This window comes from Paenibacillus mendelii, from assembly GCF_024498075.1.
In the GTDB taxonomy this organism is placed as follows: Bacteria; Bacillota; Bacilli; order Paenibacillales; family Paenibacillaceae; genus Paenibacillus_Z; species Paenibacillus_Z mendelii.
The window spans coordinates 52,552-75,525 of record NZ_JANHOF010000020.1; the positions used below are offsets into that span (position 1 = coordinate 52,552).

The 22,974-nt window shown below is 45.0% G+C and carries 18 protein-coding genes; 7 read left to right on the plus strand and 11 right to left on the minus strand.

The features are described from left to right. Positions 1–161: 161 nt before the first annotated feature. Genes NNL21_RS31755 through NNL21_RS31770 form a run of 4 tightly spaced genes read left to right on the plus strand, consistent with a single transcriptional unit; the run spans position 162 to position 4,138 of the window. A complete protein-coding gene (locus NNL21_RS31755) occupies positions 162–1,256 on the plus strand; it encodes an iron-siderophore ABC transporter substrate-binding protein (RefSeq protein WP_204820751.1) in 1,095 nt (364 codons plus the stop codon). Beyond that, on the plus strand, positions 1,249–2,289 hold the full coding sequence (locus NNL21_RS31760; RefSeq protein WP_204820750.1) for a FecCD family ABC transporter permease: 1,041 nt from the start codon (positions 1,249–1,251) through the stop codon (positions 2,287–2,289). Before NNL21_RS31755 ends, NNL21_RS31760 begins: the two co-directional genes overlap by 8 nt. Continuing rightward, positions 2,286–3,317: a FecCD family ABC transporter permease gene (locus NNL21_RS31765; RefSeq protein ID WP_204820749.1), complete on the plus strand. Its 1,032-nt coding sequence runs from the start codon at positions 2,286–2,288 to the stop codon at positions 3,315–3,317. The genes NNL21_RS31760 and NNL21_RS31765 overlap by 4 nt, the downstream gene beginning before the upstream one ends. Then, positions 3,317–4,138, plus strand: a complete 822-nt coding sequence (locus NNL21_RS31770; protein WP_204820748.1) for an ABC transporter ATP-binding protein — start codon at positions 3,317–3,319, stop codon at positions 4,136–4,138. The genes NNL21_RS31765 and NNL21_RS31770 overlap by 1 nt, the downstream gene beginning before the upstream one ends. A 61-nt stretch (positions 4,139–4,199) precedes the next feature. Here the strand turns inward: NNL21_RS31770 and NNL21_RS31775 are convergent, their stop codons facing one another. From NNL21_RS31775 to NNL21_RS31785, 3 genes are all read right to left on the minus strand, one after another. Beyond that, entirely contained in the window at positions 4,200–5,936 is a 1,737-nt protein-coding gene (locus NNL21_RS31775) for a M28 family metallopeptidase (RefSeq protein ID WP_204820747.1), read from the minus strand. 174 nt (positions 5,937–6,110) lie between these two features. Continuing rightward, entirely contained in the window at positions 6,111–7,169 is a 1,059-nt protein-coding gene (locus tag NNL21_RS31780) for a sensor histidine kinase (protein ID WP_204820746.1), read from the minus strand. Continuing rightward, the gene (locus NNL21_RS31785; protein ID WP_309145364.1) at positions 7,156–7,851 is read right to left on the minus strand and encodes a response regulator transcription factor; all 696 of its coding nucleotides are present in this window, start codon (positions 7,849–7,851) and stop codon (positions 7,156–7,158) included. Before NNL21_RS31785 ends, NNL21_RS31780 begins: the two co-directional genes overlap by 14 nt. A gap of 515 nt (positions 7,852–8,366) precedes the next feature. On the opposite strand from NNL21_RS31785, the gene NNL21_RS31790 reads away from it, so the two are divergent. After that, positions 8,367–8,606, plus strand: coding sequence for a hypothetical protein (locus NNL21_RS31790; protein WP_204820745.1), 240 nt, complete (start codon positions 8,367–8,369; stop codon positions 8,604–8,606). Between the two features lie 102 nt (positions 8,607–8,708). On the opposite strand, the gene NNL21_RS31795 is transcribed toward NNL21_RS31790, so the two are convergent. Next, positions 8,709–9,173: a DUF8821 family protein gene (locus NNL21_RS31795; RefSeq protein WP_204820744.1), complete on the minus strand. Its 465-nt coding sequence runs from the start codon at positions 9,171–9,173 to the stop codon at positions 8,709–8,711. Positions 9,174–9,530: 357 nt separating this feature from the next. Here NNL21_RS31795 and NNL21_RS31800 point away from each other — a divergent pair, with 357 nt between their 5' ends. Continuing rightward, positions 9,531–9,824 (plus strand): hypothetical protein, encoded by a 294-nt coding sequence (locus NNL21_RS31800; RefSeq protein WP_204820743.1) that lies wholly within the window; start codon positions 9,531–9,533, stop codon positions 9,822–9,824. Between the two features lie 186 nt (positions 9,825–10,010). Here the strand turns inward: NNL21_RS31800 and NNL21_RS31805 are convergent, their stop codons facing one another. From NNL21_RS31805 to NNL21_RS31835, 7 genes are all read right to left on the minus strand, one after another. Next, on the minus strand, positions 10,011–11,291 hold the full coding sequence (locus NNL21_RS31805; protein WP_204820742.1) for a hypothetical protein: 1,281 nt from the start codon (positions 11,289–11,291) through the stop codon (positions 10,011–10,013). A gap of 167 nt (positions 11,292–11,458) precedes the next feature. After that, a complete protein-coding gene (locus NNL21_RS31810) occupies positions 11,459–17,227 on the minus strand; it encodes a PDDEXK-like endonuclease domain-containing protein (RefSeq protein ID WP_204820741.1) in 5,769 nt (1,922 codons plus the stop codon). Positions 17,228–17,451: 224 nt separating this feature from the next. After that, entirely contained in the window at positions 17,452–18,174 is a 723-nt protein-coding gene (gene aac(2')-IIb, locus NNL21_RS31815; protein WP_204820740.1) for a kasugamycin N-acetyltransferase AAC(2')-IIb, read from the minus strand. Positions 18,175–18,241: 67 nt separating this feature from the next. Continuing rightward, complete coding sequence (locus NNL21_RS31820; RefSeq protein WP_204820739.1) at positions 18,242–19,159, minus strand: aminoglycoside phosphotransferase family protein; 918 nt, start codon at positions 19,157–19,159, stop codon at positions 18,242–18,244. Positions 19,160–19,233: 74 nt separating this feature from the next. Continuing rightward, on the minus strand, positions 19,234–20,745 hold the full coding sequence (locus tag NNL21_RS31825) for a sulfatase family protein (protein WP_204820738.1): 1,512 nt from the start codon (positions 20,743–20,745) through the stop codon (positions 19,234–19,236). A 57-nt stretch (positions 20,746–20,802) separates the two neighbouring features. Then, positions 20,803–21,318 (minus strand): GrpB family protein, encoded by a 516-nt coding sequence (locus NNL21_RS31830; protein WP_204820737.1) that lies wholly within the window; start codon positions 21,316–21,318, stop codon positions 20,803–20,805. Between the two features lie 98 nt (positions 21,319–21,416). Next, positions 21,417–21,725 (minus strand): hypothetical protein, encoded by a 309-nt coding sequence (locus NNL21_RS31835; RefSeq protein ID WP_204820736.1) that lies wholly within the window; start codon positions 21,723–21,725, stop codon positions 21,417–21,419. A 338-nt stretch (positions 21,726–22,063) separates the two neighbouring features. Here NNL21_RS31835 and NNL21_RS31840 point away from each other — a divergent pair, with 338 nt between their 5' ends. Beyond that, complete coding sequence (locus NNL21_RS31840) at positions 22,064–22,828, plus strand: PHP domain-containing protein (protein ID WP_204820735.1); 765 nt, start codon at positions 22,064–22,066, stop codon at positions 22,826–22,828. Positions 22,829–22,974: the final 146 nt, after the last annotated feature.

Sequence of the window (22,974 nt, forward strand, 5' to 3'; positions counted from 1 at the left end):
CTAAAGAGGATATATATTTAGTGAGGATGATAATCATTATCATCATTGTTGATTAAGTAAGCATCTTTTTCCTACATACTTTACACCATCATAATTGATGTGAGTTTACTCAGCAAAGTAATTAACACCAACTAAAATTCATGATAAGGAAGGGTACACACATGAACACAAAACGAAAGTTCTCATTAACCACATTATTCATTTCCGCTTTGCTTGCAATAGCGCTAGTAGGCTGTTCTAGTCAGCAATCCAATTCAACGTCTTCACCTCCGGCTGCGAATAATTCGGCAAATACCGAAGCTCCTCAAACAGAAGCTCCCGCTTCCCAGGACGAAAATTCCCAATATCCGATCGTGATTAAGCATGCTTTTGGCGAAACTACTATTGAAAGCAAGCCTGAACGTGTCGCTACCATACAATGGGCTAATCATGATGTTGCTCTCGCACTCGGCGTTGTACCCGTAGGCTTCTCGGCGGCGAATTACGGTGTTCAGGATGACAGCGGACTGTTGCCTTGGACAGCTAAAAAACTCAAGGAACTTAACGTAAATGAACCTAATATCTTCCAAGATACGGACGGCCTTGATTTCGAGGCTATATCGGATGCGAACCCCGATGTCATTCTTGCGGCTTACTCCGGTATTACGCAGGAAGACTATGATATTCTTAGCCAAATCGCTCCGGTTGTACCCTACCAGTCCAAGCCTTGGGTAACCACATGGCGTGAGCAAGTCATGTTGAACGCAACAGGGATGGGCATGAAAGCGGAAGGCGAACAACTCATTAAGGACACCGAGAACCTAGTTAAGGAAAAGGCAAGCGCATATCCCCAGCTACAAGGCAAAAAAGTAATCTGGGTCAACTTCTCGGCTAAAGATATGTCCAAATTTCACATATATACACCTGCAGACCCTCGCGGCGCGTTTCTGATCGAGCTAGGTATGACTTATCCTGAGAGCATTACGAATCAGATTACGGATCCAACCAACTTCTCATTTAATTTAAGCGCCGAGAATGCTGATGCGCTAAATGATGCTGATATCTTAATCGGATATGGCGATGAAAGCTTATATGAAGCAGTTAAAGCCGATTCCCTGCTCGGCAAAATCCCGGCGATCCAGAGAGGTTCTGTTTTGTTTATTGGCGACGGCACGCCTTTGGCGGCTTCCGGGAACCCCAATCCACTATCGATATCCTATACCATTGATGAATATTTGGAATTAATCGCAGGAGCTATCGACAAGATCAATGAATAGTTCATCGATTTCGAACAACAATCGGCTAAGCTCACAAATCCCGAGGCATTTCACCTTGGTTCTGGTTATTTGCATTGTCTTACTTGGCTTATGTGTGTTTGCCTCGCTGGTCTTTGGCTCTCGGCCGGTTAGATTCCATGAACTGATCGACGGATTATTTCACCAGGAGGTAGACTCCTACGGTGCAGACGTGGTTCGCAAGAGAATTTCCCGAACCATCTTCAGTTTATTCTGCGGTGCGGCACTCGGAGTTTCCGGAGCGCTTATGCAAGCGGTCACTCGTAACCCGATTGCCGACCCGAGTATTCTGGGAGTGAACACAGGTGCATCATTGTTTGTGGTGTGCGGCATTGCGTTCTTGAACATAAGCACAGCCAATCAATATATATGGCTAGCTTTAGCAGGGGCTGCGATTACTGCAGTGTTCGTATTCGGAATCGGCTCAATGGGGCGTGGCGGTGCCACCCCCATTAAGCTTGTTTTGGCCGGAGCAGCCACAAGCGCCGCACTGTCTTCTCTGGTCACCGCCATCATGATTCCACGCTCTTATGTCATGGATCAATTCAGGTTCTGGCAAGTGGGAAGCGTCGGCTCGGCAACCTGGAGCGCCATTGCTACTTTCATCCCGTTTCTGCTCGTCGGACTACTGGTCGGTTTTATTGCCGCTCCGGCACTAAATGCGTTGGCACTGGGAGACGAGGTTGCGACCGGACTGGGCGTTCGTACAGGTACATTGAGGCTCATTGCGGCTCTTGCAGGTGTGCTATTGTGCGGCGCGACTACTGCTCTGGCAGGGCCTATTGGTTTTATTGGGCTGCTGTCCACTCACGTCATTCGACTTATTCTTGGACCCGACTTGCGCTTAATTATACCTATGTCAGCTATTGCTGGAGCCATTATATTAACGATAGCAGATGTAGGCGGCAGGCTCATCGGCAGTCCAGGAGAGCTTGAAGTCGGTGTCGTTACAGCGTTTATAGGAGCCCCAATACTAATCATAGTAGCTATGAGATCGAAAGTGCGTTCATTATGAGAAATCAATCTATTGCATTTATTATGGCGGGCAGACGTCAAAGACGCCAACGATGGATACTGGTTACCAGCCTTCTAGCGGTACTTGCATGCATTCTTTGCTGTGTCATGCTTTTATTGGGGAGCACCATCTATCCGGTTAAAGATGTCATTCGAGCGCTGTTGGGAGAGCAGCTCAAGGGCGTGTCGTTTGCGATTAATACCATACGTCTGCCGAGAATGCTGGCAGGTCTCTTTGCCGGATTTGCTTTCGGTATTGCCGGTTACACCTTCCAGACTATGCTGCGTAATCCTCTTGCGAATCCTAATGTCATTGGTATTACCTCCGGCTCGAGCGCGGCGGCTGTTTTTTGCATCACCGTACTTCAGTCAAGCGGAGCTGTTGTTTCCGTTGCTTCCGTGATTGCGGGTCTGGCTACCGTAATATTGATTTATATATTATCCAGAGGAAAATCATTTTCGATCGGGCGATTAATCCTTGTTGGGATCGGCATCCAGGCTATGCTTGACGCTGTCATTTCCTATCTTCTGCTGGTTAGCTCGGAACAAGATGTTCCCGCAGCGCTCAGATGGCTCACAGGCAGCCTCAACGGCTCTCAAATGCACGAGCTCCCGCCTCTTGTTATAACTATGCTGATCTTTACGCCTATCGTTATCGTGCTGGGAAAACATCTAAGTATCTTGGAACTTGGAGAACAATCGGCTTCTTCTCTCGGCGTGAATACGGACTGGACAAGGATTGCGCTTATTGTGAGTTCGGTCTTCATGATTGCTATTGCTACCGCTACCACAGGTCCAATAGCCTTTGTCTCCTTCCTTTCGGGACCGATCGCGAAAAGACTAGTCGGAGTTGGCTTCTCGAACGTCATTCCGGCAGGACTTGTTGGCGTCAATTTGGTTCTGGCGTCAGATCTAATCGGACAATTTGCTTTTGAGTACAGATTCCCCGTAGGCATCATTACCGGATTACTCGGAGCGCCTTATCTGATCTTCTTGTTAATCCGAATGAATCGAAAGGGAGAATTATAATGAAACCGACACATATTTTTCAAGCCGAACAAATAATAGCGGGCTATGAGAATAAAACGGTGATCCACGGTGTAGACCTTGTTGTACCCAGCAATAAAATAAGCGTTATTATTGGATCAAATGGCTGCGGAAAGTCTACACTTCTTAAAACACTGGCCAGGCTTATAAAACCCACATCGGGAAAAATCACTCTTGACGACAGGCCACTCGGCAAAATCCCATCCAAGCAATTGGCTCGAGTGATCGGATTGCTACCGCAGTCCCCCATTGTTCCGGAAGGGATATCTGTCGCAGATTTGGTTGGACGAGGAAGGTTTCCGCACCAATCCTTGCTCGGTGGATGGACCAAAAAGGATTATGAGGCCGTTGCCGAAGCCATGACCATAATGGATATAACCGAGTTTGCCAATCATAATATTGATGAGCTTTCAGGCGGCCAACGACAGCGCGTCTGGATTGCAATGGCTCTGGCACAACAAACCGACATATTATTTCTCGATGAACCGACAACCTTCTTAGATATCACCTATCAAGTCGAGATTCTTGACCTGCTCACCGATCTTAACCGAAAACACGGAACTACGATCGTAATGGTGCTTCATGATATAAACTTGTCCGCGCGTTATGCAGACCATATTTTCGCGCTTCATAATGGAAAGCTTGTCGCTGAGGGCGAGCCGGCAGAGGTGATTACAAGCACATTAGTTAAAGACATATTCGGGCTTAATTGTACGGTGATAAAAGACCCCATTTCGGGATCTCCTTTGGTTGTACCAAAAGGACGATATCATGTTCTTGAAAGTCCGTATAATAACAGCTAGAGGCTGTCTCGCAATTGCTATGCTCCCGGGGGAAGGGCGCCGGATGAATCAGGACATCCGCTTAGAAGATGCCCTGATTTTCATTGTCGAGTGCAAGTGGTGTCGCGGCGGATAACCTATATTGCGATGCAAAAAATGCCGCAAGAACAGAAACCGGAATTACACTCACAGCGACAACCACGGGAATTGCAGGTATCATAAGCAGCACATAGATCAGCCAACATACCGGTACATACAGCAGCCATATTCCCGCCCCAAGCACAGTCGATGCGATCATTCGGGCAATCGGATACCGATCCAAAATGGCGACAATCAGCATCCCCAGTGCCGGTAACGTAAATAGGTAACTGATTTCATAGAAAAAGATCGTGGTTCCAATCACCAGCAGCAATTGTAATGACAACAAACCCGCAAGCGCTTCGGCAAGCGATTGTTTCCGCATCCGGAAGATCAAGACAGCGAGCGCACCTAAGCCAGACGCTAAGGCGGTCCAGAGAAAAACCGGGTCATTGTTCGTTGTTTTGCCGAGCTGCATCATTTGCGTTAATAACGATACGATGCCCCAACTCAGTAAGCTCGCCGCACCCGTCGTACCCATTAGCCAGCCCGTGCCGATGACGATTTGGCGAAGATGAACCTTGCCGAGCCGAATCTGAACAATCAGCCAGCATAAGGAAGCCAGCACGGCAAGAGCCGACAGGAAATAGGCCATAAAGTCGCTCATTAACACGAGACGGCCGGGAAGGAAGGTAAAAAAAACGCTATTCCGGTTTGAAGGGCTGTCTTGAAATTGCACTTGCGCGCCATAGTCAGCCATTTCCAAGACGGTCTGCAGAAAGTTATAAGCGGTACCGCGATTCAAATTCTCAAAGCTGTCCGTTGGCTGGTGATAATGCTCGACGCCTTCCGCCACTGCGAAATTAAGCCCCGGATATCCGGCATCCAAGAATGTGGTCAAGTCCGTGCCGTTCGGCATTTTGCGATAAAGCCCGGTTAAAAAAGAAAAAGATATCGGGTGTGAACTTGCGGATTGATAATGCCGCAACAGATCAAGGTTTGGTGTTGACGTTTCAAACATCAACAGGCCGCCGCGATTCCCGCGCGCATCGAAGTTCAGGACCAGATCGATCTTGCTTTGCAGCTCAGGATGCGATTTCACAAAGGCCTTCGCGCCCAGCGCGCTTTCTTCCTCCCCATCCGTAAACAAAAAATAGAGGTCCCTTTTCAAATCGGGATTTCTCGCTTGTTCGCGCAATGCCTCTATCAACGCGCTTACGGAAACCATATCGTCAGCCGCGCCTGGGGCGTTGTCTTCGCTGTCGTAATGGGCCATCATCAGGATGCCCCGGTCCGTATCGGGCGCATCGAGCTTCACCCATATATTGCTTAAATCCAATCCATCATTTTCATCGTGGGGAACTTCGGTGCGAATGTCGCCTTCTGAAACGACGGAAGACGATTTCTTTTGAACGTTTCGTTCTTCTATTCGCTTGACGCCTTGATCGCGATTCGCGGCTTCGATGTCCGCAGCGGTGTATATTTCGCGATCGACAGTCGCTTCCAAGCCCATATCGCGGATTTGCGCCAATAGATAGGTCCGCACAGCATCAAGCTCCTTGGAACCGGATGGGTGCGGCGCGACAGTCATGACCTTCAAATTGGCAAGCATTCGTTGATAGGCCGGATAATCGACATTGGATTCAGATGGCGGTGATGGCGGCTGCATTTGTTGAAAACCTGTCCAAATTCCAATTGCAAATACAATAAGCATACATACAAACGATATTTTTCTTAACATTGTTCTTCCTTAGCCCCCTACGAAATGAAATATGCTCTCACTATAATTCAAGGAAGGTTAAGTGAAGGTTAAGAAAACGGCCTGCCGTGAAAATCAGCAGGCCGTTGTATTCTCAGGTTTGGGTAACCGAATGACGATAGTTGTTGAGACATCAGCCACGCTTTGCACTTTGATTTATCCGTCATGCTTTTCGATGACCATCTTCACAATGGCAAGGCCCAGTCCGCTGCCACCAAACTCTCTCGAGCGCGATTTGTCTACGCAATAGAACGGATCGAATATTTTATCGATCTGATCCTCAGGTATGCCGATACCTGTATCAAAGATCGTAACGCGAGTGTTGTCCGCGGTTTCCGCAGCAGCGATGATGATGACGCCGCTCGGCTTGTTATATTTGACCGCGTTATGAATGATGTTGGAAAAAGCCCTGTGCAACAAATGTTTGTCGCCGCATAGCTGCACGTTGTCGGTCCGATTTTCGATGTGAATGTTTCTGCTTTGAATAGGTTCGAGAAGCTCGTCGATGATATTGTCGAACATGATCTTCGCTTCGATTTTCTCGCAAACCACGACATTCTGTTCGGCGTTCAGCTTCAGCAGGTCAATCACTAAACTGCTGAGACGCTGCGCGTTATGAAGCGTGTCCTCCAGCGTTTCCTTATATTGGTCAAGCGTTGGACGATCGTCCAGCTGCAGCACCTCGATGTTGGCGATCATGGCGGCGAGCGGCGTTTTAAGTTCATGCGCGGCATTGGAAGAGAAATTCTTATGCGCGACAAACGCTTTCTCCAATTTATGGATCATGCGATTAAACGATCGGCTTAGCTTGGAAACCTCGTCATTGGACGGAGGTACGCTGACTTGCCGGAACAAGTTGTTCTCGCCGATTTCCTTGATTTCCTTGCTTAGATCCGTTACAGGCTTTAAGGCTCTGCCCGTAATGAGATAGGTCAAACCGGTTCCGATCACAATGACCATAATGGCGCTTATGATGCCGACGGCTGTAAAGTCGTTATTCCTCTCTACTACGATTGCTCTTGGCGGCCGCGGTGCAAGCGGAATTTCCGGTATATATTCAGATGCTTCTACTTTAAACGCCGGAAAGTCTTGGTTATAAATCTGTCGTGCGGCGTAGATCGAGGCCATCATTAGCACGATGGAAGCAATGGTCAATATGAGCGCCATTAATAGGGTCAGCCGCAGCCGCAGGGGAAGATGATTAAACCGATTCATGCTGCACCCCCGCGATGAAATAACCGAGCCCTCTGGTGTTCTTGACGATCTCTTGATCCCCGAGGTGTACGGCAAGCTTCTTCTTGAGCGAATTAATATGAACTTTGAAGGTGTTGGAAAATAAATCGGTTTGACTGTCCCATACATGCTCGATAATCTCTTCGGCGCCTATGACTTTATCCTTGTGCATCATCAGATACTCGAGGATGCCGTATTCCTTCTTGGTTATGTCGATCATTTGATTTCGGACGTAAACCTGTTTTAACGCGGTATCGATTTGTAAATCTCCATGTGCGATTCGCGTATCTCTCAGGATGAATTTTCTGCGAAGTAAAGCGCGAAGCCTCGCTTCAAGTTCCTTGAAGTGAAATGGTTTTGCCATATAGTCGTTGGCACCGACATCGAGCCCCGCGATTTTGTCCTCCACCTCGGAACGTGCGGATAGGATGAGCACTTTGATTTCCTGGTTAAACTTGCGAATTTCTTTCAGAACATCTATGCCATCTATTTTCGGCAGATTCAAATCGAGCACGATCGCATCGTATTCATTGACCTGGGCAAGCTGCAAGGATTCTTCTCCGTCCGAGGCGACATCGACCGCGTAGCCGAATTTTCTCAACCCCGTGCCGATCGCTTTTTGCATCGATAAATCATCCTCGACAACCAATACTTTCAGATCCAACACCTCCCGTATTCAATTAAGGTCATGATAGCCCAAGCTTGGTTAAATTACAGTTAAATTTTCATCCGCTGATCATTCGCCCTATTTATAATACGGTTCACCGTAACGGGGCTATCGTTGAAAAATGCGAAAGCAGCATGCTGCGGCATGCTACTTTTTTGATGTTCTTATGGATTTTTATTTCCATATTCTGCACGACAGGCCGGCGATTCGGTGCCGAGGCACTTCGAAAAGTCAGCCTTTATATTGATTTACCTTGTTGAGTTAGTCGGCACGTTATCATAATCCCCAAATCTCATCTCGTCAAGAGATAATGTGCAAATGAGCGACATATCGTGGAATCTCCCCTTAATGCTTCGAAATAGGAATGAATTTCCGAGTATGAAGAGCGATATCGCTTTTTCCAATTTGTCCAGTTTCAGGTAAAATTTTATTAAGGTCGATGGGGATATACACACAACGGGCAGGTCACAATGAATTCAAAGCCATTACGAAAGACAGAAAAGAGGAACTGCATGAACAGAGTTGACAAAATCAGATTTATACTCCTTTACGGTGAAGCGCCTGAAGCAAAATGTTATGGATACATGGAGTTGAATCGGGATGGCCATATAATTGCGCTCTATAGTAGGTATGGCGAGGAAATAGACATGCACGGTGGACATGAATTTGTCAGGGTACGGACGCTTGGCAAATTCGATGACGAAGACCGCGATAATTTTTATTCCTTGTTAGAAAGTGATGGTGTAGGATAATCTGCACGCAGTTCCCGACTCACAAATCGGGGTAGTTCGCCGGCATTGGAGAGAAATTCCGTCTTGTCGAGCCATTGCCGGCGTCTTGCGCTTGTGCTTACTTTAATATTCTCCTTTAATTACAAAAAACGAGCCCCGAATTGTTCCAGCTAGTTTAGACTTCTGCCTAGCAAACTTAAACTTCCCTTCTAACTCCTGTGGTACCTCCATCCCCTCAGAAAGCTTAAAACCAACTGCCCGCTTCTTAGGGTCATCAACCGTATACATGACATTGACCGCAAGCCCGTCCATATAAAAGACGTATGTAAATTTGATATTTTCCACTTGAAAACGCGATGTTTCTAAAGGTGTGGCCGCAAACTCAATATCGCGTTCTTCTTTCAAAATTCGGTTCACATAATCAAGGATCTCCTGACTTTCGCTAGCCGGTACAACCGTAAATTCATGCTTGTATTTGGTCATAAAGTAACGGGCTTCATTAGCACGTAAACCAGCAAGCGCTTCTACTACAGGTGAAGACTCTAAACCGACCGTAGACACATTTTTAAAATCAACGATATACGACATTTCCATTACTCCTTTTCTCTTCTTATATTCAACATTTAGAAATAACATTTCATCAAAGACTATGCCATTGACTAACCCTCCTATCTACCAACTATAATACCACGATTATGCAATCCGTATTGCCATGACCGCGTTCAGCCGTTTTCGTTCAGCAGGAATCCAACCCGAGAGAATGGCGCCTAGAATGGGAACGCTGCTCTCCGCTCGAATGCGTCGGCAGAGAAACATACGAACTCTTCGCATATTGTGACGGTTTGTTTATGATATTTATTGTGATCATTTGTACGCTTGATTCGAGAGACTCTCATGTTATCCTTCGGATCAGTAGATTTATACAAGGGAGGTTATGGAAAAGTCATGGATAAGCGTCTATCCTTCTATAAGCTGGTTTCGTACTTTTGCGTATTTTACATCCTTTATGCGTTGGCCAACACTTACGTTGTCGATCCGGGCGCTGAGACATTTCTTAGTCACAAGACAGATCTGCCGCGTGAGCTTAAAACTCCAATCTGGTTATTGGTCATGTATTCATATAGCGTTCGCCTGCGTCGCGATGGTAACCAGTGGCAAGGAGAAATAGAAAAGGAGAATATCGGCAGTAAATGGAGTGCGGGCATTAGGAGTGATTCTCTTTGGTGTCATGAACTATAGTATGATTACGAAATTTATTCGCTTCTATGGTTTAAGTAATACAAACTACAAGCGAGTTTAGAGTTTCTCTTTTCATGAAGAACATTTTCACCCCCCATCGCCAAAAAATTTGCCATTACTTATTATACGGTTCACCGTATCACTCTAACGGCGAAAAATTCGAAAGAAGCTGCCGCGACATGCTCCTTAGAGATACCACGTATAACTTATCCATTTGGAACCTGCCTTACTACGACTGACAAGATTGCCTTGGTCATCTTCACAAATCATTATAAAGTCATGAGATTTCTCTTGTTGTCGTCCAAGTTCTTCAACTTGCACTCTTACGGAAACAGTCGTATTGGAAAGAGCAACATCATTTATTGAAACAAATTCATATGAAGTTAGTAACTGACTCTTAAACTGATCTCGTACCTTTAGTGCTGCTGTTTTTGCATCAAAAACCTTATGCGGTAATATCATGGTCATCTTACCGTAATTTTTTTGCATCCAAAACTTTAAAAACCCATTCAACGCATATTCAGGGGTACCTTGCATAAATGACTCGGTATTGATAGAAATCGAGTCCCTTGGTCTCCAGCTTTCAAGCTCTTGCTTGAACCGTTCTGTTTCGTGTACCTTTTCAAGTATATCTATCAGTGACTCTTCTGACTTATCCTCTGGAGCTGTAGTTTCTCCTCGTTCCACCTTTGTTGCCCATTCACCAACAGCAAAAAGAAGCGCCCATGTTTTGGCAGCAACAGTTTCATTATCGTAGCCAAGGTCTGTTCCATGCAAGATTCCATTTCGATACGGAAGACTAATCTGCTCTGCTGTTGTCTTGCGACGACCCTTTCGTAAGATTCTTACTAACTTCCCTAACCCCTGACTATGAGCAGCAATAGAATCCCAAGCCTCTAACTTAGTTGATCCTGCAGAAATTCCCTTATGATCTTCATGAAGTTCATTTACTAGGCCGTCAGTTAAAGCCAGTATAACCGGAACGCATGCGTGATAACGTTTCTCTTCGTAGTCGGTTAATGCTTTTATTGCTAGATCCATTCTCGGTCGAAAGGCTTTAATTGAGTTTAGACGCCTTAACTGGAATTGTACCGTCTCAACATTATAATATCGAATGAGCAGTTCCTGCGCTGCCTTGAAATTACCCATCTCGGCTTTCAGTACTGCTTCTTTCGTCACTTCAAAATTCATCATGCTGTACATTATCCATCCATGATCGGCAAAAAAATTATTAAATCTGTCTGGTATACTAACAAACTCACTTGTTTGTCTGGCCATTCCATCTATATTTTGTAATGCTTCTTCCATCTTATCAACCTCTACCCCGAACTCCTTAAACAGTGGCCCCAAAATCGGCATAGCCTGTTTAAGATGCACCATATTTGTTGCAGTGGTAGATAGCTCTTGCATGCTTGCAATGTCACGAAGACGCTTTTTGCCCTGTTTCTTTGGTCTTTTCTTCGCCATATGCTCGCTCCCTGTCATAGTATTACATACATATGATTAAAACCGTTGTCATCACTTATGGACGGTCCTCCGTATCACTCTATCGGCGAAATCATGGGGTATGAAAAAGAATAAGGCGCGTACCTAAACAAGGTCAACGCCTTACAGTTTCAATGATCGAAACCATCTCAAACCAGATATCTTAAACTTTCCAAGTGATTCTTCAGGCGCGTAATTTCAAACCCGCGCTTCTTAAACCATTCTTGTGACCATATTCTGTATATCTTCCAACCAAGCTCTTCGAGCACTTGCTGTCGCAATCGATCTCTGTCACGGGCTACTTTTGAACTGTGATATGACTTGCCGTCGCATTCGATTCCTAGGATAAACTTATTTTCATTCAATGGATCTACAACTGCCAAATCGATGCGGTATCCCGAACAACCAACTTGGGGTTCTACTTTATACCCGAGATCAATGAGAACAGAATACACATCTTCCTCGAATGGTGAATCAAACTCACGTTCGGATAGCTTCGTCATACTGATTGGCAATTTCCCGTCCATCGCTGTCTGTATGTAATCCTTAAGTAGGCGAAGACCTGTGTTCCCATTAATTTTTGTGTCCGACAGATCCGATGGTTTGAGTGAACTAATTAACTTCATGTGGTATTTTGCACGGGTTACAGCCACGTTCAATCGCCGCTCTCCACGCGCTTTACTTAGTGGACCAAAGTTATAATGCAAAGACTGATCGGCAGCTTTTGCATAGCCGACGCTTAAGAATATAACGTCTCTCTCGTCCCCCTGGACATTCTCCAAACTTTTAACGAAAAACTCTTCATGCGCCCCTTCTTGGAAGAAGCGTTCATATCGCATATTGGAGTTTCTCAAGATCGCAAGCTCTGTTTCAATTGCGGAAGCCTGAGCTTCACTGAATGCAATAGCGCCTAACGACTTACCAGGGTGATCTCTGAAGTGCTCAATTACGAGCTTCGCAGTCATTTCGGCTTCTGCCTTATTGGTCTTGCTTCCGCCGCGGTCGTAAATGCCATCTTCCACGTGAACGAATTCGGTGCCGAGATAGGGTCCGTTATCCGAACTCGGGAAAGTTATCAGATTGTTATGGTAGAACGCCTTGTTGGAGAACGTTATTAATGATTCATGCTTACTACGATAATGCCAGCGTAGGTTAATCGGCGGGAGAACGTGGGCACACTCGTCTAGAATGCTCTCATACGTAACATCTTCTTCCTGCTCATCTTCATCGAAATCTTCATCAATCATGCTGCTGTGGAAGAAGTTCGTCGGAGGGAGCTGTTTTGTATCCCCGACAATAATAACCTGTTTCCCACGGACGATTGCGCCGATCGCATCTTCGGAAAAGATCTGTGATGCTTCATCAAATATCACCAGATCAAATTGAATCACCGATGCATCTAAAAATTGGCTTACGGAAAGAGGGCTCATCAAAAGACATGGTTTGATCTCCATAAACAAAGGAGCAGTTAAATTTAGCAGCTTCCGAATTGGATAGTGCCGCTTTTTCTTACCTATCTCAGCCTGCATAATCTGAAGTTCGCGGCGATACGCCAAGACATTTATCGCGTGATTTCGGTTTGATTCCAGTTTCTCTTTGATACGATGCACGTTTAGTACATTGCTTGTCCGATCCAGTTCTCTAAACGTTGTAACGTCTGTATCCATGACATCCGCGTCAAACTCATAAAGTAGCGGTTCTTGTTTATATATTTGATCTAACCATAGCTTTAAAAATCGCTTTAGGAATAGATCTTTAAACGTATGCTCACCGATCTTTTCTTTTTTAATGGCAAGCATGAATTGGCTTAATCCCATTACTGCGGCTTGCTTTCCAAGACGCTGAAATCTGATCCAATCCTCCAACAAATCAATAGCACCAAGCCTAATGTCAGCAAATTTCACAAATTCATTTAGTGGGATGCTATCAAAATCGGCCCCAAAAATATCTGAGATCGTGAAATGTATGTGGAAATCTTTTTCAAAGCTTTGTATCTTGTCATACTCCCTTTGGGCTTCAGCTAATAATCCCTTCAATTCGTGTTTATCCCGTTCACCTTCGGCGCTGACAAAATCTACAATCTGCGGAGGCATATCAACATCGACAAATAACTCATGCCATTCATCGACCCAAGCCAATGCACCAAAAATCTGTTCCCAGTTCGTTGTGTAACCAGTGAATCTGTCACCAAACACCTTCTTGAGAATCTCCAGTTCACCGTCTAGACGCTCTTTCTTGCGTTTCAGATGAATTGCCTTTTCCAAAGCTATCTTTGAATCATCTAGCGAGAAGCTTCGAATAAAGTAAGGCGCAATTATTAAGAACCATTCTTGCCATTCCGATACTTGTTGCTTGAAATCCTGAAGTTGATCGCTGAAAGCACTGATCGGCCAGTAATGCTCAGGACCTTCATATCCAGAAAACACTTTAGGGAATGCTTCTTTATAAAGTAACAAACCTTTTCCCAAACTACTGATGCACCCGCGGAGTGTTGTGACTTCAATCGGTAATTCCAACCCTCTGTGGAGCATTGCATCCTTGAATTCCTGATTGATTTTTACGCCGTCTTTAAACAGTCTATCGAAGTCATCAATAAAACCGAGGAACTTATCCCAATCCGTGTCCTTCCCCTTGAACGTATCGCCAAGAATTCTGACTGTGTTTAGATAGCTATCTTCGATTTTCCGGTTTTCTTGATTTTGCTCCATTAAACTTTTCAAGTCTTGCTTGAGTCCTGATATGCTAAGGCTCATCGGATTTTGCAATTGGTTTTCGAATTCACCAACAAACGTGAAGTATGATTCAATCTTCTGCCATTCCGCTTGAAAATTAGCATTCAATTCTTCCATGTTTGCCGTCGCTGTATTTCCACCAATTAAATGAACCAAGTTCGGAAAATCAACTTGGAGCAATTTAATGCCCTGCCACAAGTCGTTGCTGATTTTCTTCAGCTGAATTAATGAATCTGATAATTGCTCCACTCTTCCTGCGGGACGGATTAGCAGATCTTTAAGTGACGCTGTAATGTTTCTGCCTTGGTGCCACTCTACGATTTCTCTTGTAACAACCACAGCTTGCTCGATTTCAGACCAATTTGTTTCAGTCTCTTGATAATGCCACCCGAGCAACGTTTTAAAATCACTTTCTTTTTGCCTGATGCTCTTCTTGTAATCCATTACCCGTTTTACATTTCGGACGTACTTGTGAAATGTTTCAAAGTCGAGCTTATCGCTGGACTTCAAGTTGGCCTTTAACCATTTGAGGTCCTTCTTATAGGAGCCATTAAAGATACGCATAAATGATTGGTATTGGCCTTCGCATTTTTCGTAAATATCATATATGCGTTCATCGTAAATCTCTTCTTCAAACAAATTGACCGCTTTATTGTGTTCGCTCAGATACTTACCGAAGAGATCCTTACCTTCGCGAATAGCAGACTGAATATCATGGTAATTATGAAGATTGAACCAACTCTCCTGCGGACGTGGTGACTTCGCAGTACATTCTACAACTCGTTCAAGTGTATCAATGGAAGTACTGTTATTGATTGGGGTTCCGAATATCTCTTCAAACTCAGCTTTGTAAGTATTAAAAAGTTTGACTCCTTTGAACAGGTCGCTAAATGCAGACGTTACTTTTGATTTTTGGTCATACAGAAAGTTGTTGACTGAATCTTGATTTCGTTTAAATGCACCTAGCACGCTTTCTTTCATTTCTAAATCAATCAGCGCTTTTTCTGCGTTGATTTCCAAAAAGGGCTGTTTATACTTGGATAAAAGGTTCTGACGGGTCGCTTCAATCTCATCGTACTTGCTCTTCGTAGCTATGGCATGCTTGGCTATTTCAGCAAACCTTTTTCCATCGAACCATTCCTCAGTAGGAGTGATTGATTTATTCAGCAATGATATATAGACCAGCAATCGTTTGAGTTCTTCCAAATTTTTAAGTTGAAAAATCCCCAATCGAAATGCTGTTTCAGTATAACTTGGAAACTTATCAACGTTCGCTACAAAAGAGGCAATGCTGCTTATAATTTCACTTTGGTTTAGAAGGACTTCTGCTCGTTTTCCCTCAGGGATGACTGAAACAAGCTTTTCATTCTCAATAAACAAATGATTGTAAACTTGTTCCAAATTTACTTCCTCCAGCGCACTCTCTCTTACTTGTTCCATCAACTTCCTTTTATCAACCAAGAAGGAAGAGAAACTTTCCTGGTAACTCCTCGCGTCAGTAATGATCTGTGTAATGTTCATTTTATCAAACCACCCTACGGGGGGCACTGGGGAATGAATAGCCATGTCCAAGATCTCTATGGCTTTTTTCAGGTCGTTCAGTGTAACTACTCTTATACCTGAAGTTTCTTCAACAGAAGAAGCCGCTCTAACAGTATTTTTTGATTGTATTGTGAACTCGGATAAGTAAATTTTGACTCTTGATTTTAACTCAAGGGAGAAGCTCTCATCGTTAAATCCTTCCCAAGGATGGAAATCAGCATTGTATACCGAATTTCTGTAACGCTCAAGATCGGTCAGAAGTCTATAAATAGATTCGATCTCAGTATCGGGCGCAATGTTGAAATCGACCATCAATTCAGGGATATCTTCTAACTTGGCAAGTATCCCATGAACTTCAAAAACCGTTTCTCCATATGGCTCCCTCGTTAAATGGATCTTCTCTGCGTATGTATTTAGTTTTTCTCGGATGACGTTGATCTGGCCGTACACGTCATTTGGGATTCTTATTTTTGAGGGTTGTTTGTTTATGACATGACTTAATTCATCAAGCACCTGTCTCTTGTTTGCTTTTTGACTATGCATTTCAAGACAGAAGTCGCCAAGTCCTTCATTTTCCAGGCGGGTCTTTACGACGTTTAATGCAGCCATCTTTTCGCTGACAAAAAGCACTTTCTTGTTATTTGCCAGGTTCTCGGCGATGATGTTCGAGATGGTTTGGCTTTTACCCGTTCCTGGGGGGCCTTGTAGTACAAAGCTCATTCTGTTCTTTGCCGCCAGAATTGCTTGCTGCTGGCTTGAGTCAGCGTCTAATATATTGAAAATTTCTTGTGATGGTACCTCGCGGTCCATAGTGGTCTCATCTGGCACAAGGGTATGATCGAATGTCTGCTTTTTGCTTTCTTCATCGGAAACACCCGCAATTTCCCTAATCAACGGATGACTTTCAATAAGGTCTTTATAGGTTTCCATGTCCTTGTACATAACCAGCTTGTTGAAGGAAAACAACGACAAATAAACGTCTTCATCTACGCTCCAATCATCTAGGTTAGCTATAAGATCAAGCACCTCTGCCCATAGGTCCTTAACGTTAAGATCCGATGGATCTTCACCCAGTGCAGGTAAATTAATGCCGTGCTGCTCACGCAGCATATGCGCAAGAAACGGATTAATCACGATTTCGTCTTCAAACTGACCTAAAGTAAACGGGTCATTAGCACTGGTTCTTTTTAAAGTCGCAGGCACCAGCAATAACGGCGCCGAAAAGAAATCAGATGCGGCGGCCGATTGTGTTTCTTTCCACCTCAAAAGACCGAACGAAAGGTAGGAAATGTTAATCCCTTGTTCATTCATCCGGGTTTTTGCCGCTGTTCTTAGTTTATTTAGGATCTTCTTATAGTTCTGCATTTCTTCTGCAATACGCTTTTTCTTTTCATGTTCTTCAATTGTCATCAATTGAATCTGTGATATTTGCACAGAGAAAATGGTCGATAACTTCTCGCAGTTTAATTGTTCTTCATCATTAACTAATAGTTTGTACAAATTGATGGGATCATCCAGGAACTTAACGCTATTGGTTCTCTTTGGTTTAAAATTCAGCAAGGTGTTTCTCTTGCTCATATCAATGAGATTCTTTTTCCAATTAGCAATTCTGTTATTCAATGGGTTTTCAAGTTGCCTCGACATATTTTCACCTTCGAGCTTAGATTTAGTCCCTTACCATCGGACTGTCTATATAGGAAAATTGTACCACGTATTACCGAAGTTTGATACCATCTAACCGAATAGTTAAATTTCCTAAATTCGCTATTATTTGTGATACGGTTCACCTCGATTAATCCGAAACGCCTGGTACCTGCTCCAGAAGAAGAACCCGCATCATCTGATGCGGGTCCGATTCGAAAATGAGATCAAGTGATAGTGAAATTGACCCCATACCAGAACAAAGCTGATTTCCCCGCCACACGTTGAGATGCGCGATTATCCCACGAAGTACTATATAAAGGGACAACCCCCGTCTGGCGTACCGCCGCGGCCCAGCCGGCAATGACAGCAGCGGCATATCCTCTTCCGCGAAACTCTTCCAAGGTCTCAAGCCCTGCTTCGTGTGCCTTCGGTGTGATCCGAACGCTGCGGCAGATTGAGACGGCGCGGCCTTCGCAGATCAGCGCTGTACAGGGCTGCACATAGTTGATTTCTGAGGTCAGCCATTCAAATCCGCCGCGTAAATACTCGGTCATATTTTCCTTGGTTATGCTTACCGTCTGCAAGGCTGTCGCTGCCTCAGCAGGAATAAGAAAACAAGGTCCCATCGTGAACCGTTCCCCTTGGAGAAGGTCCATATAGGACTCAACATGTTTCGGTTTGGTCTGGAAATCCCTAACAACCGGTTCGTCCGCACATAATCGCTCCACTTCCTCGATTAACATCTCCGGGACATCGTGCCGGAACCGACAAAGAGTCGTTCCCTCTATCGTCCGTCCCAAGAAAAACCGGGGAGCAGGAGCCTCTCCGGGCCAGGGCTCGTTGATAATACGAAGCCGCTTGTTCTGGTCATGCGTGAACAGTGCCTCAACATGGAGCTCCATCAGATCATGGTCGGTCGGTTTGATCTCATCCCGATGCTCACTCATGCTTCCATCCCTCCTATCCTCTTATACGAACCGATCTCGCGGCCTGCCACAGGCCCGGCCAGTCCTATCATGCGTTCATAATGGATTCTGCAAAAGCCACATCTCTTAGAAGACCCGGATATTCCTCAGGGGTGGAGCCGTCTTCTACACTCCAGCACATTCCCATTGCCGTTTCCACATAGAGGCACTGCCGGAGCACCTCGTTTGGAATCATAAGTTTTCCTTCCAAGATGTCGATGATTCCGTTTATTTTCTTATAGGCTTCCGAATCTTTTTCATCGTCAAATTCATTTAATATAAAGCGCGGCACATCAAATACAGGATCGCCTATTACGCCCTTAGGATCGATAATCCTATATTCGCCATTGTTACCGAGCAGTATATTATCATGATGAAAGTCGCCATGAAGCAGCATCTCTTGAGGATACAGCGCAGCAACCGATGAGCATATCTCTTTTGCCTTGTTCATATGCCCATATAATTCCTTACAATCTTGCCGCTTGCTCATGTACGCTGTGATCTTATTGACCCACTTTGTGTATGTCGGATATCGTTCTGCTTTAGCTGGCGCTATATGCAACCCATTATATAAGGAACAGAAGACAGAGAGTCTTTTATCAAGAGAGCTCTCATCCCTTAAAGGAGTCCCCGGCTGCACACCCTCTTCAAGTATAACGTTGTTCTCTATATCAGCGTGGAAGACTCTGCAGAATCGTCTGCCATTATATTCAGACAATGTATGATATTCTGTCACTACTCCTCCGAAAGAATCATTACCTATCTTCAGCACGACGCTTCCATAAGTTTCAGAGCAGCATCTAAAAACCAAGTTTGCAGAATAGGAAGGAATCAATTGAAAAGAGGATAAGGTCCATCTATCCGCATATGCGTCAATATCCCTTAACACTTTCGCATAAAAATCTTGACCGAAACGATTAATGATTTGTTCGATTTCTCCTGGATTGAAACCATAATGCTTGTTCATCCTTAGGATCTACCTCCACTTCTCGACTCGTTTGAAGTGACGACTTCCGTCAATAAACGTCTTAGCCAATTCATTTAAGCCCCTGCAATCCTAGGCATCCACAATGGCTCTTTCCCCAGCTCCGCCCAAATATATTTGAGCATCAGCTCGCCTTTCAACAAGGCGCTGGCCGGATCATTCCACAAATTGTTTATCTCCTGCGGATCTTCCTGCAGGTCGAACAGCTCGCCATAGGTCTGATTATAGTAAACCGTCAACTTGTATCGTGAATCAACATACGTCTTCTGATGGATGGCTGTCGGTTGGTGGCGGAATTCACAGATGATATGATCGCGCACGGCCTCTTCCTTGCCTAACCACACCTGACTTTGATCCAGTCCCGCCATGGTCGAAGGTACCGGAAGCCCTGCCAGCGACAGGAAGGTAGGAGCCAGATCCACTAGGGACTGCATAGACGAGGACTCCGCGCCAGCCTTCACTTTCCCGGGATAACGAATAATAAACGGAAGCTTCAACAAATCCTCATAATGAAAGCCGCCCTTGTCCTGCAGCCCATGCTGCCCAAAGAAATGCCCGTGATCCGTTGTGAAAACAACTAGCGTGTCCTCGTTGAGCTCAAGCTTATCCAACTGATCCAATATACGGCCGATGTATTTATCCATCAGACTGATCATGCCGTAATAGACGCCAACCAGCTTCTTCCGGTCATATTCACTCAGGTTAACATGCGAGAAGAGGCCCAGACTGCCGATCCCGGTTTCCTTCAAATACGTGAAATCCGGCTCCTTCTGCTGGGTTAAAGCAAAGTGAGGCGGGTTACGGTCATGCTCGCCAGGCACAGCGGCCGGGATCGTCAGCTTGTCCGGATCATACATCGTATCCCATGGCTCAGGCGCCAAATATTCCGGATGCGGATCGAAGAAGCTTGCCCATAGGAAGAAGCTTTCTCCGCTCTGTTTGTATTCCTCCATCAAGCTGTTCGTCCGCTCGGCAATCCATGTATTATAATGAAATTCCTCTGGAATCGGCCATGTGTACTTGATCTGCGGGTCCATACTGCCGGTAGGCGCAAGGAAATAATCTCGCCAATTCTCGCAGCCCTTCTCTTCCAGCCACAGCGCATAATGCTGTCCGACATGAGCCTCGTTCGTATGATTCCGGGCAAGCTCAACATGATTGAATCCGTAGAACGGCCCGTTGAACTTCTTCCAGAACGCTAAATCTTGAAGCAAGGGATAGGCCTCTATAGAAGGATATTCTTCCGTTGATTTCAATGGCTGAAAATGCGCCTTGCCCACCAATGCGGTGTGATAGCCAGCTTCCGACAAAATCCCGCCCACCGTAAGCTCGCTCTCCGGCAGCTTCGTCCCGATAGACCAGGCCCCATGCTGGCTGGGGTATCTTCCCGTTATGATCGAGGAACGAGAAGGCGTACATGTCGGGTTGGGGCAATAAGCCCGCGTATAGGTCGTTCCTTCTTGTACCAAGCGGTCCAAGGCGGGCGTCTGCACTTCATCATTAAAGGCGCCAATTGTATTCCAATGCTGTTGGTCGCTTGTAATGAGCAAAATGTTAGGCTTCTTCATAAAGAACTCCTCTCTATTAAAACCTCCACTCTATACTACCATAATCAGGAAATCAGGCTAGTTATTCATATACCAACGTAGTGCTTTACTCTCCAGTTCCTTTACAAACCTATCTTTACCGTCCATATAAGCTTCAATGTCCTTCGGATATTGATTGGCAAGGTCTTCTTTTAAATTTCCATACTGCTTAGCTTCGTTGGAATGGGCTCGAAGGTAGTCTCTCACAGCCAAATGGCGAGTAAGATCATCCTTGTTATCCGCCTGAAATACATGAACTTGATGTGTTCTATTGTCTCCGCCTTTTCTGAAATATCTTCTTCCTATCATCCCTAGCTCGCCCATACATTCGTAACCGAGCTCTATCATTTGTTCATTGAACGAATCAATTTTTTCGATATCTTTTACGACGGGCATGATATCAATGATCGGTTTGGCTTTTAAGCCCGGAACAGAAGTGCTGCCAATATGATGAATCTCAATTAACTCATCGTCAAAAATTTCTTTCATTTTTTGAGATTCTTCTCTGAACCTTTGATTCCAATTATCGTTATATTCCGTAACAACCACATTCATTAAACTAACCTCCAGCTAATGTTATCCGATCGTCCTAAGAGAAAGACAGCCGATCACCAGGCTGTCTTTCTAATCATGTATTCATTCCGATGTTGAAACTACCCTTCCACAATATCCGCCCCTAATTCACTCGCAACCTCAATCATGATGGGGATCACGGCTTCATTGGTACCGGATACATATAGATCTCCCTGATAATGTCGGAAGGGAATTTTCGTATCATTGCAGCTCCACATGAAAAAATCTCCCTCAATGGACATGCTTGTTGAGCCTGTCACCGTAAACACGGATGTATAGGAAAAGTCAGGCTTGGTCGTGAAATACTGCATGCACTCTTCCAGTGATATTGTTGATGAGGAATCGCCATTTTCCTGAAATGCTCTTGTAATTCGATAACGCTTACTCATGATTATGCCTCCACTAATGTTCTGATGTGCGAATTATGGCCTTGCTCAAGCCTGCTCATGGTTTATTGTGTTGTATATTATACCACTTCTATAGCGCCTGTTTCCGGTTTTGTCTTTGACGTTTCTACTGAACCTGATTGACCCGTTCTTTAATTGCCATAGAACGAAAATTTAAACCATATAGATAAACACGGTACCACACCTTCACTCCAGATGGTAAAATTATACTTACAATACAGTCATAGTCACATAGAAGCGGCAGCGATCGGAGCTATTTAGTGATACGTACTTGAGACCGACTTCAAATCACCACACGACTTAAGTGAGGGAGGATAACCATGATCGTCGATTTGCACATGCATTCCCATCATTCCCGCTGCGCGCAAAGGGAAAATAACGTTCAGACCATGGTGGATGCAGCAATTGCTGCCGGGCTAGAAGGTATTGCGATTACCGATCATCTCCACCCGCATATCGATCCCGCGATATTGGCAGACAACCGCAATCAGTTAGCCCAACTGAAAGAAACGAAGCTTGAGGTTTGGATCGGTGTTGAATTGGATGTGCTTAATTGGGAAGGGGATTTGACTGGCGATCCGGAGTTATATAAATCTCTGGATTACGTGATGGCCGGGATCCATCATTACCACGTGAATTGGGTCGACGGTCCGGATTTGTCCCAATCGCCGGTTGAAATCTTGGCGTTTGCCCAGCAAAACTTGATGAATACGATACCCAACCCATGGCTGGATGCAATTGGACATCCTTGGACGGGCGTAGTCAAAGTATTGAATTTCAACTTTTATAATCTCATAAAACCGGAATGGATCGAGGAAGCAGGTTACGCCGCCCGGAATCACCAGACAGCGCTGGAAATACCGGCATGGGCCATGTTTAAAGATGATGCAATTAACGAGGATTACTTGCAGCATGTCGTCCGTCCTTTGATCAAGACGGGCTGCCCCCTTGTAACCGCTACAGACGCCCACAGCCTTTCGAACATCGGCAAGAATATCAATCGATTAACCAAGCTGCTGCTTGAGGAAGGAGCAACGGAGGAGCAGCTATGGTCACCCGCCAAGCGGGTCAAGACCAGGGTATGACCGTCTGGCCTTTCTAAGGACTTGATCCGCTTTCTACTGGAGGTTCTCGATACAACGCCCACCTATTCAGAGTGGGCGTTTTTTTACTTTGCACTATTGCGATTCGTTCGTCCATTTACACGCTAATAAATTCATTTAATTTATGG

Coding starts and splice junctions, on each gene's coding strand:
- NNL21_RS31755 (WP_204820751.1), top strand. CDS start 162: ATGAACACAAAACGAAAGTTCTCATTAACCACATTATTCATTTCCGCT.
- NNL21_RS31760 (WP_204820750.1), top strand. CDS start 1,249: ATGAATAGTTCATCGATTTCGAACAACAATCGGCTAAGCTCACAAATC.
- NNL21_RS31765 (WP_204820749.1), top strand. CDS start 2,286: ATGAGAAATCAATCTATTGCATTTATTATGGCGGGCAGACGTCAAAGA.
- NNL21_RS31770 (WP_204820748.1), top strand. CDS start 3,317: ATGAAACCGACACATATTTTTCAAGCCGAACAAATAATAGCGGGCTAT.
- NNL21_RS31775 (WP_204820747.1), bottom strand. CDS start 5,936: ATGTTAAGAAAAATATCGTTTGTATGTATGCTTATTGTATTTGCAATT.
- NNL21_RS31780 (WP_204820746.1), bottom strand. CDS start 7,169: ATGAATCGGTTTAATCATCTTCCCCTGCGGCTGCGGCTGACCCTATTA.
- NNL21_RS31790 (WP_204820745.1), top strand. CDS start 8,367: ATGAACAGAGTTGACAAAATCAGATTTATACTCCTTTACGGTGAAGCG.
- NNL21_RS31795 (WP_204820744.1), bottom strand. CDS start 9,173: ATGTCGTATATCGTTGATTTTAAAAATGTGTCTACGGTCGGTTTAGAG.
- NNL21_RS31800 (WP_204820743.1), top strand. CDS start 9,531: ATGGATAAGCGTCTATCCTTCTATAAGCTGGTTTCGTACTTTTGCGTA.
- NNL21_RS31805 (WP_204820742.1), bottom strand. CDS start 11,291: ATGGCGAAGAAAAGACCAAAGAAACAGGGCAAAAAGCGTCTTCGTGAC.
- NNL21_RS31810 (WP_204820741.1), bottom strand. CDS start 17,227: ATGTCGAGGCAACTTGAAAACCCATTGAATAACAGAATTGCTAATTGG.
- NNL21_RS31820 (WP_204820739.1), bottom strand. CDS start 19,159: ATGAACAAGCATTATGGTTTCAATCCAGGAGAAATCGAACAAATCATT.
- NNL21_RS31825 (WP_204820738.1), bottom strand. CDS start 20,745: ATGAAGAAGCCTAACATTTTGCTCATTACAAGCGACCAACAGCATTGG.
- NNL21_RS31830 (WP_204820737.1), bottom strand. CDS start 21,318: ATGAATGTGGTTGTTACGGAATATAACGATAATTGGAATCAAAGGTTC.
- NNL21_RS31835 (WP_204820736.1), bottom strand. CDS start 21,725: ATGAGTAAGCGTTATCGAATTACAAGAGCATTTCAGGAAAATGGCGAT.
- NNL21_RS31840 (WP_204820735.1), top strand. CDS start 22,064: ATGATCGTCGATTTGCACATGCATTCCCATCATTCCCGCTGCGCGCAA.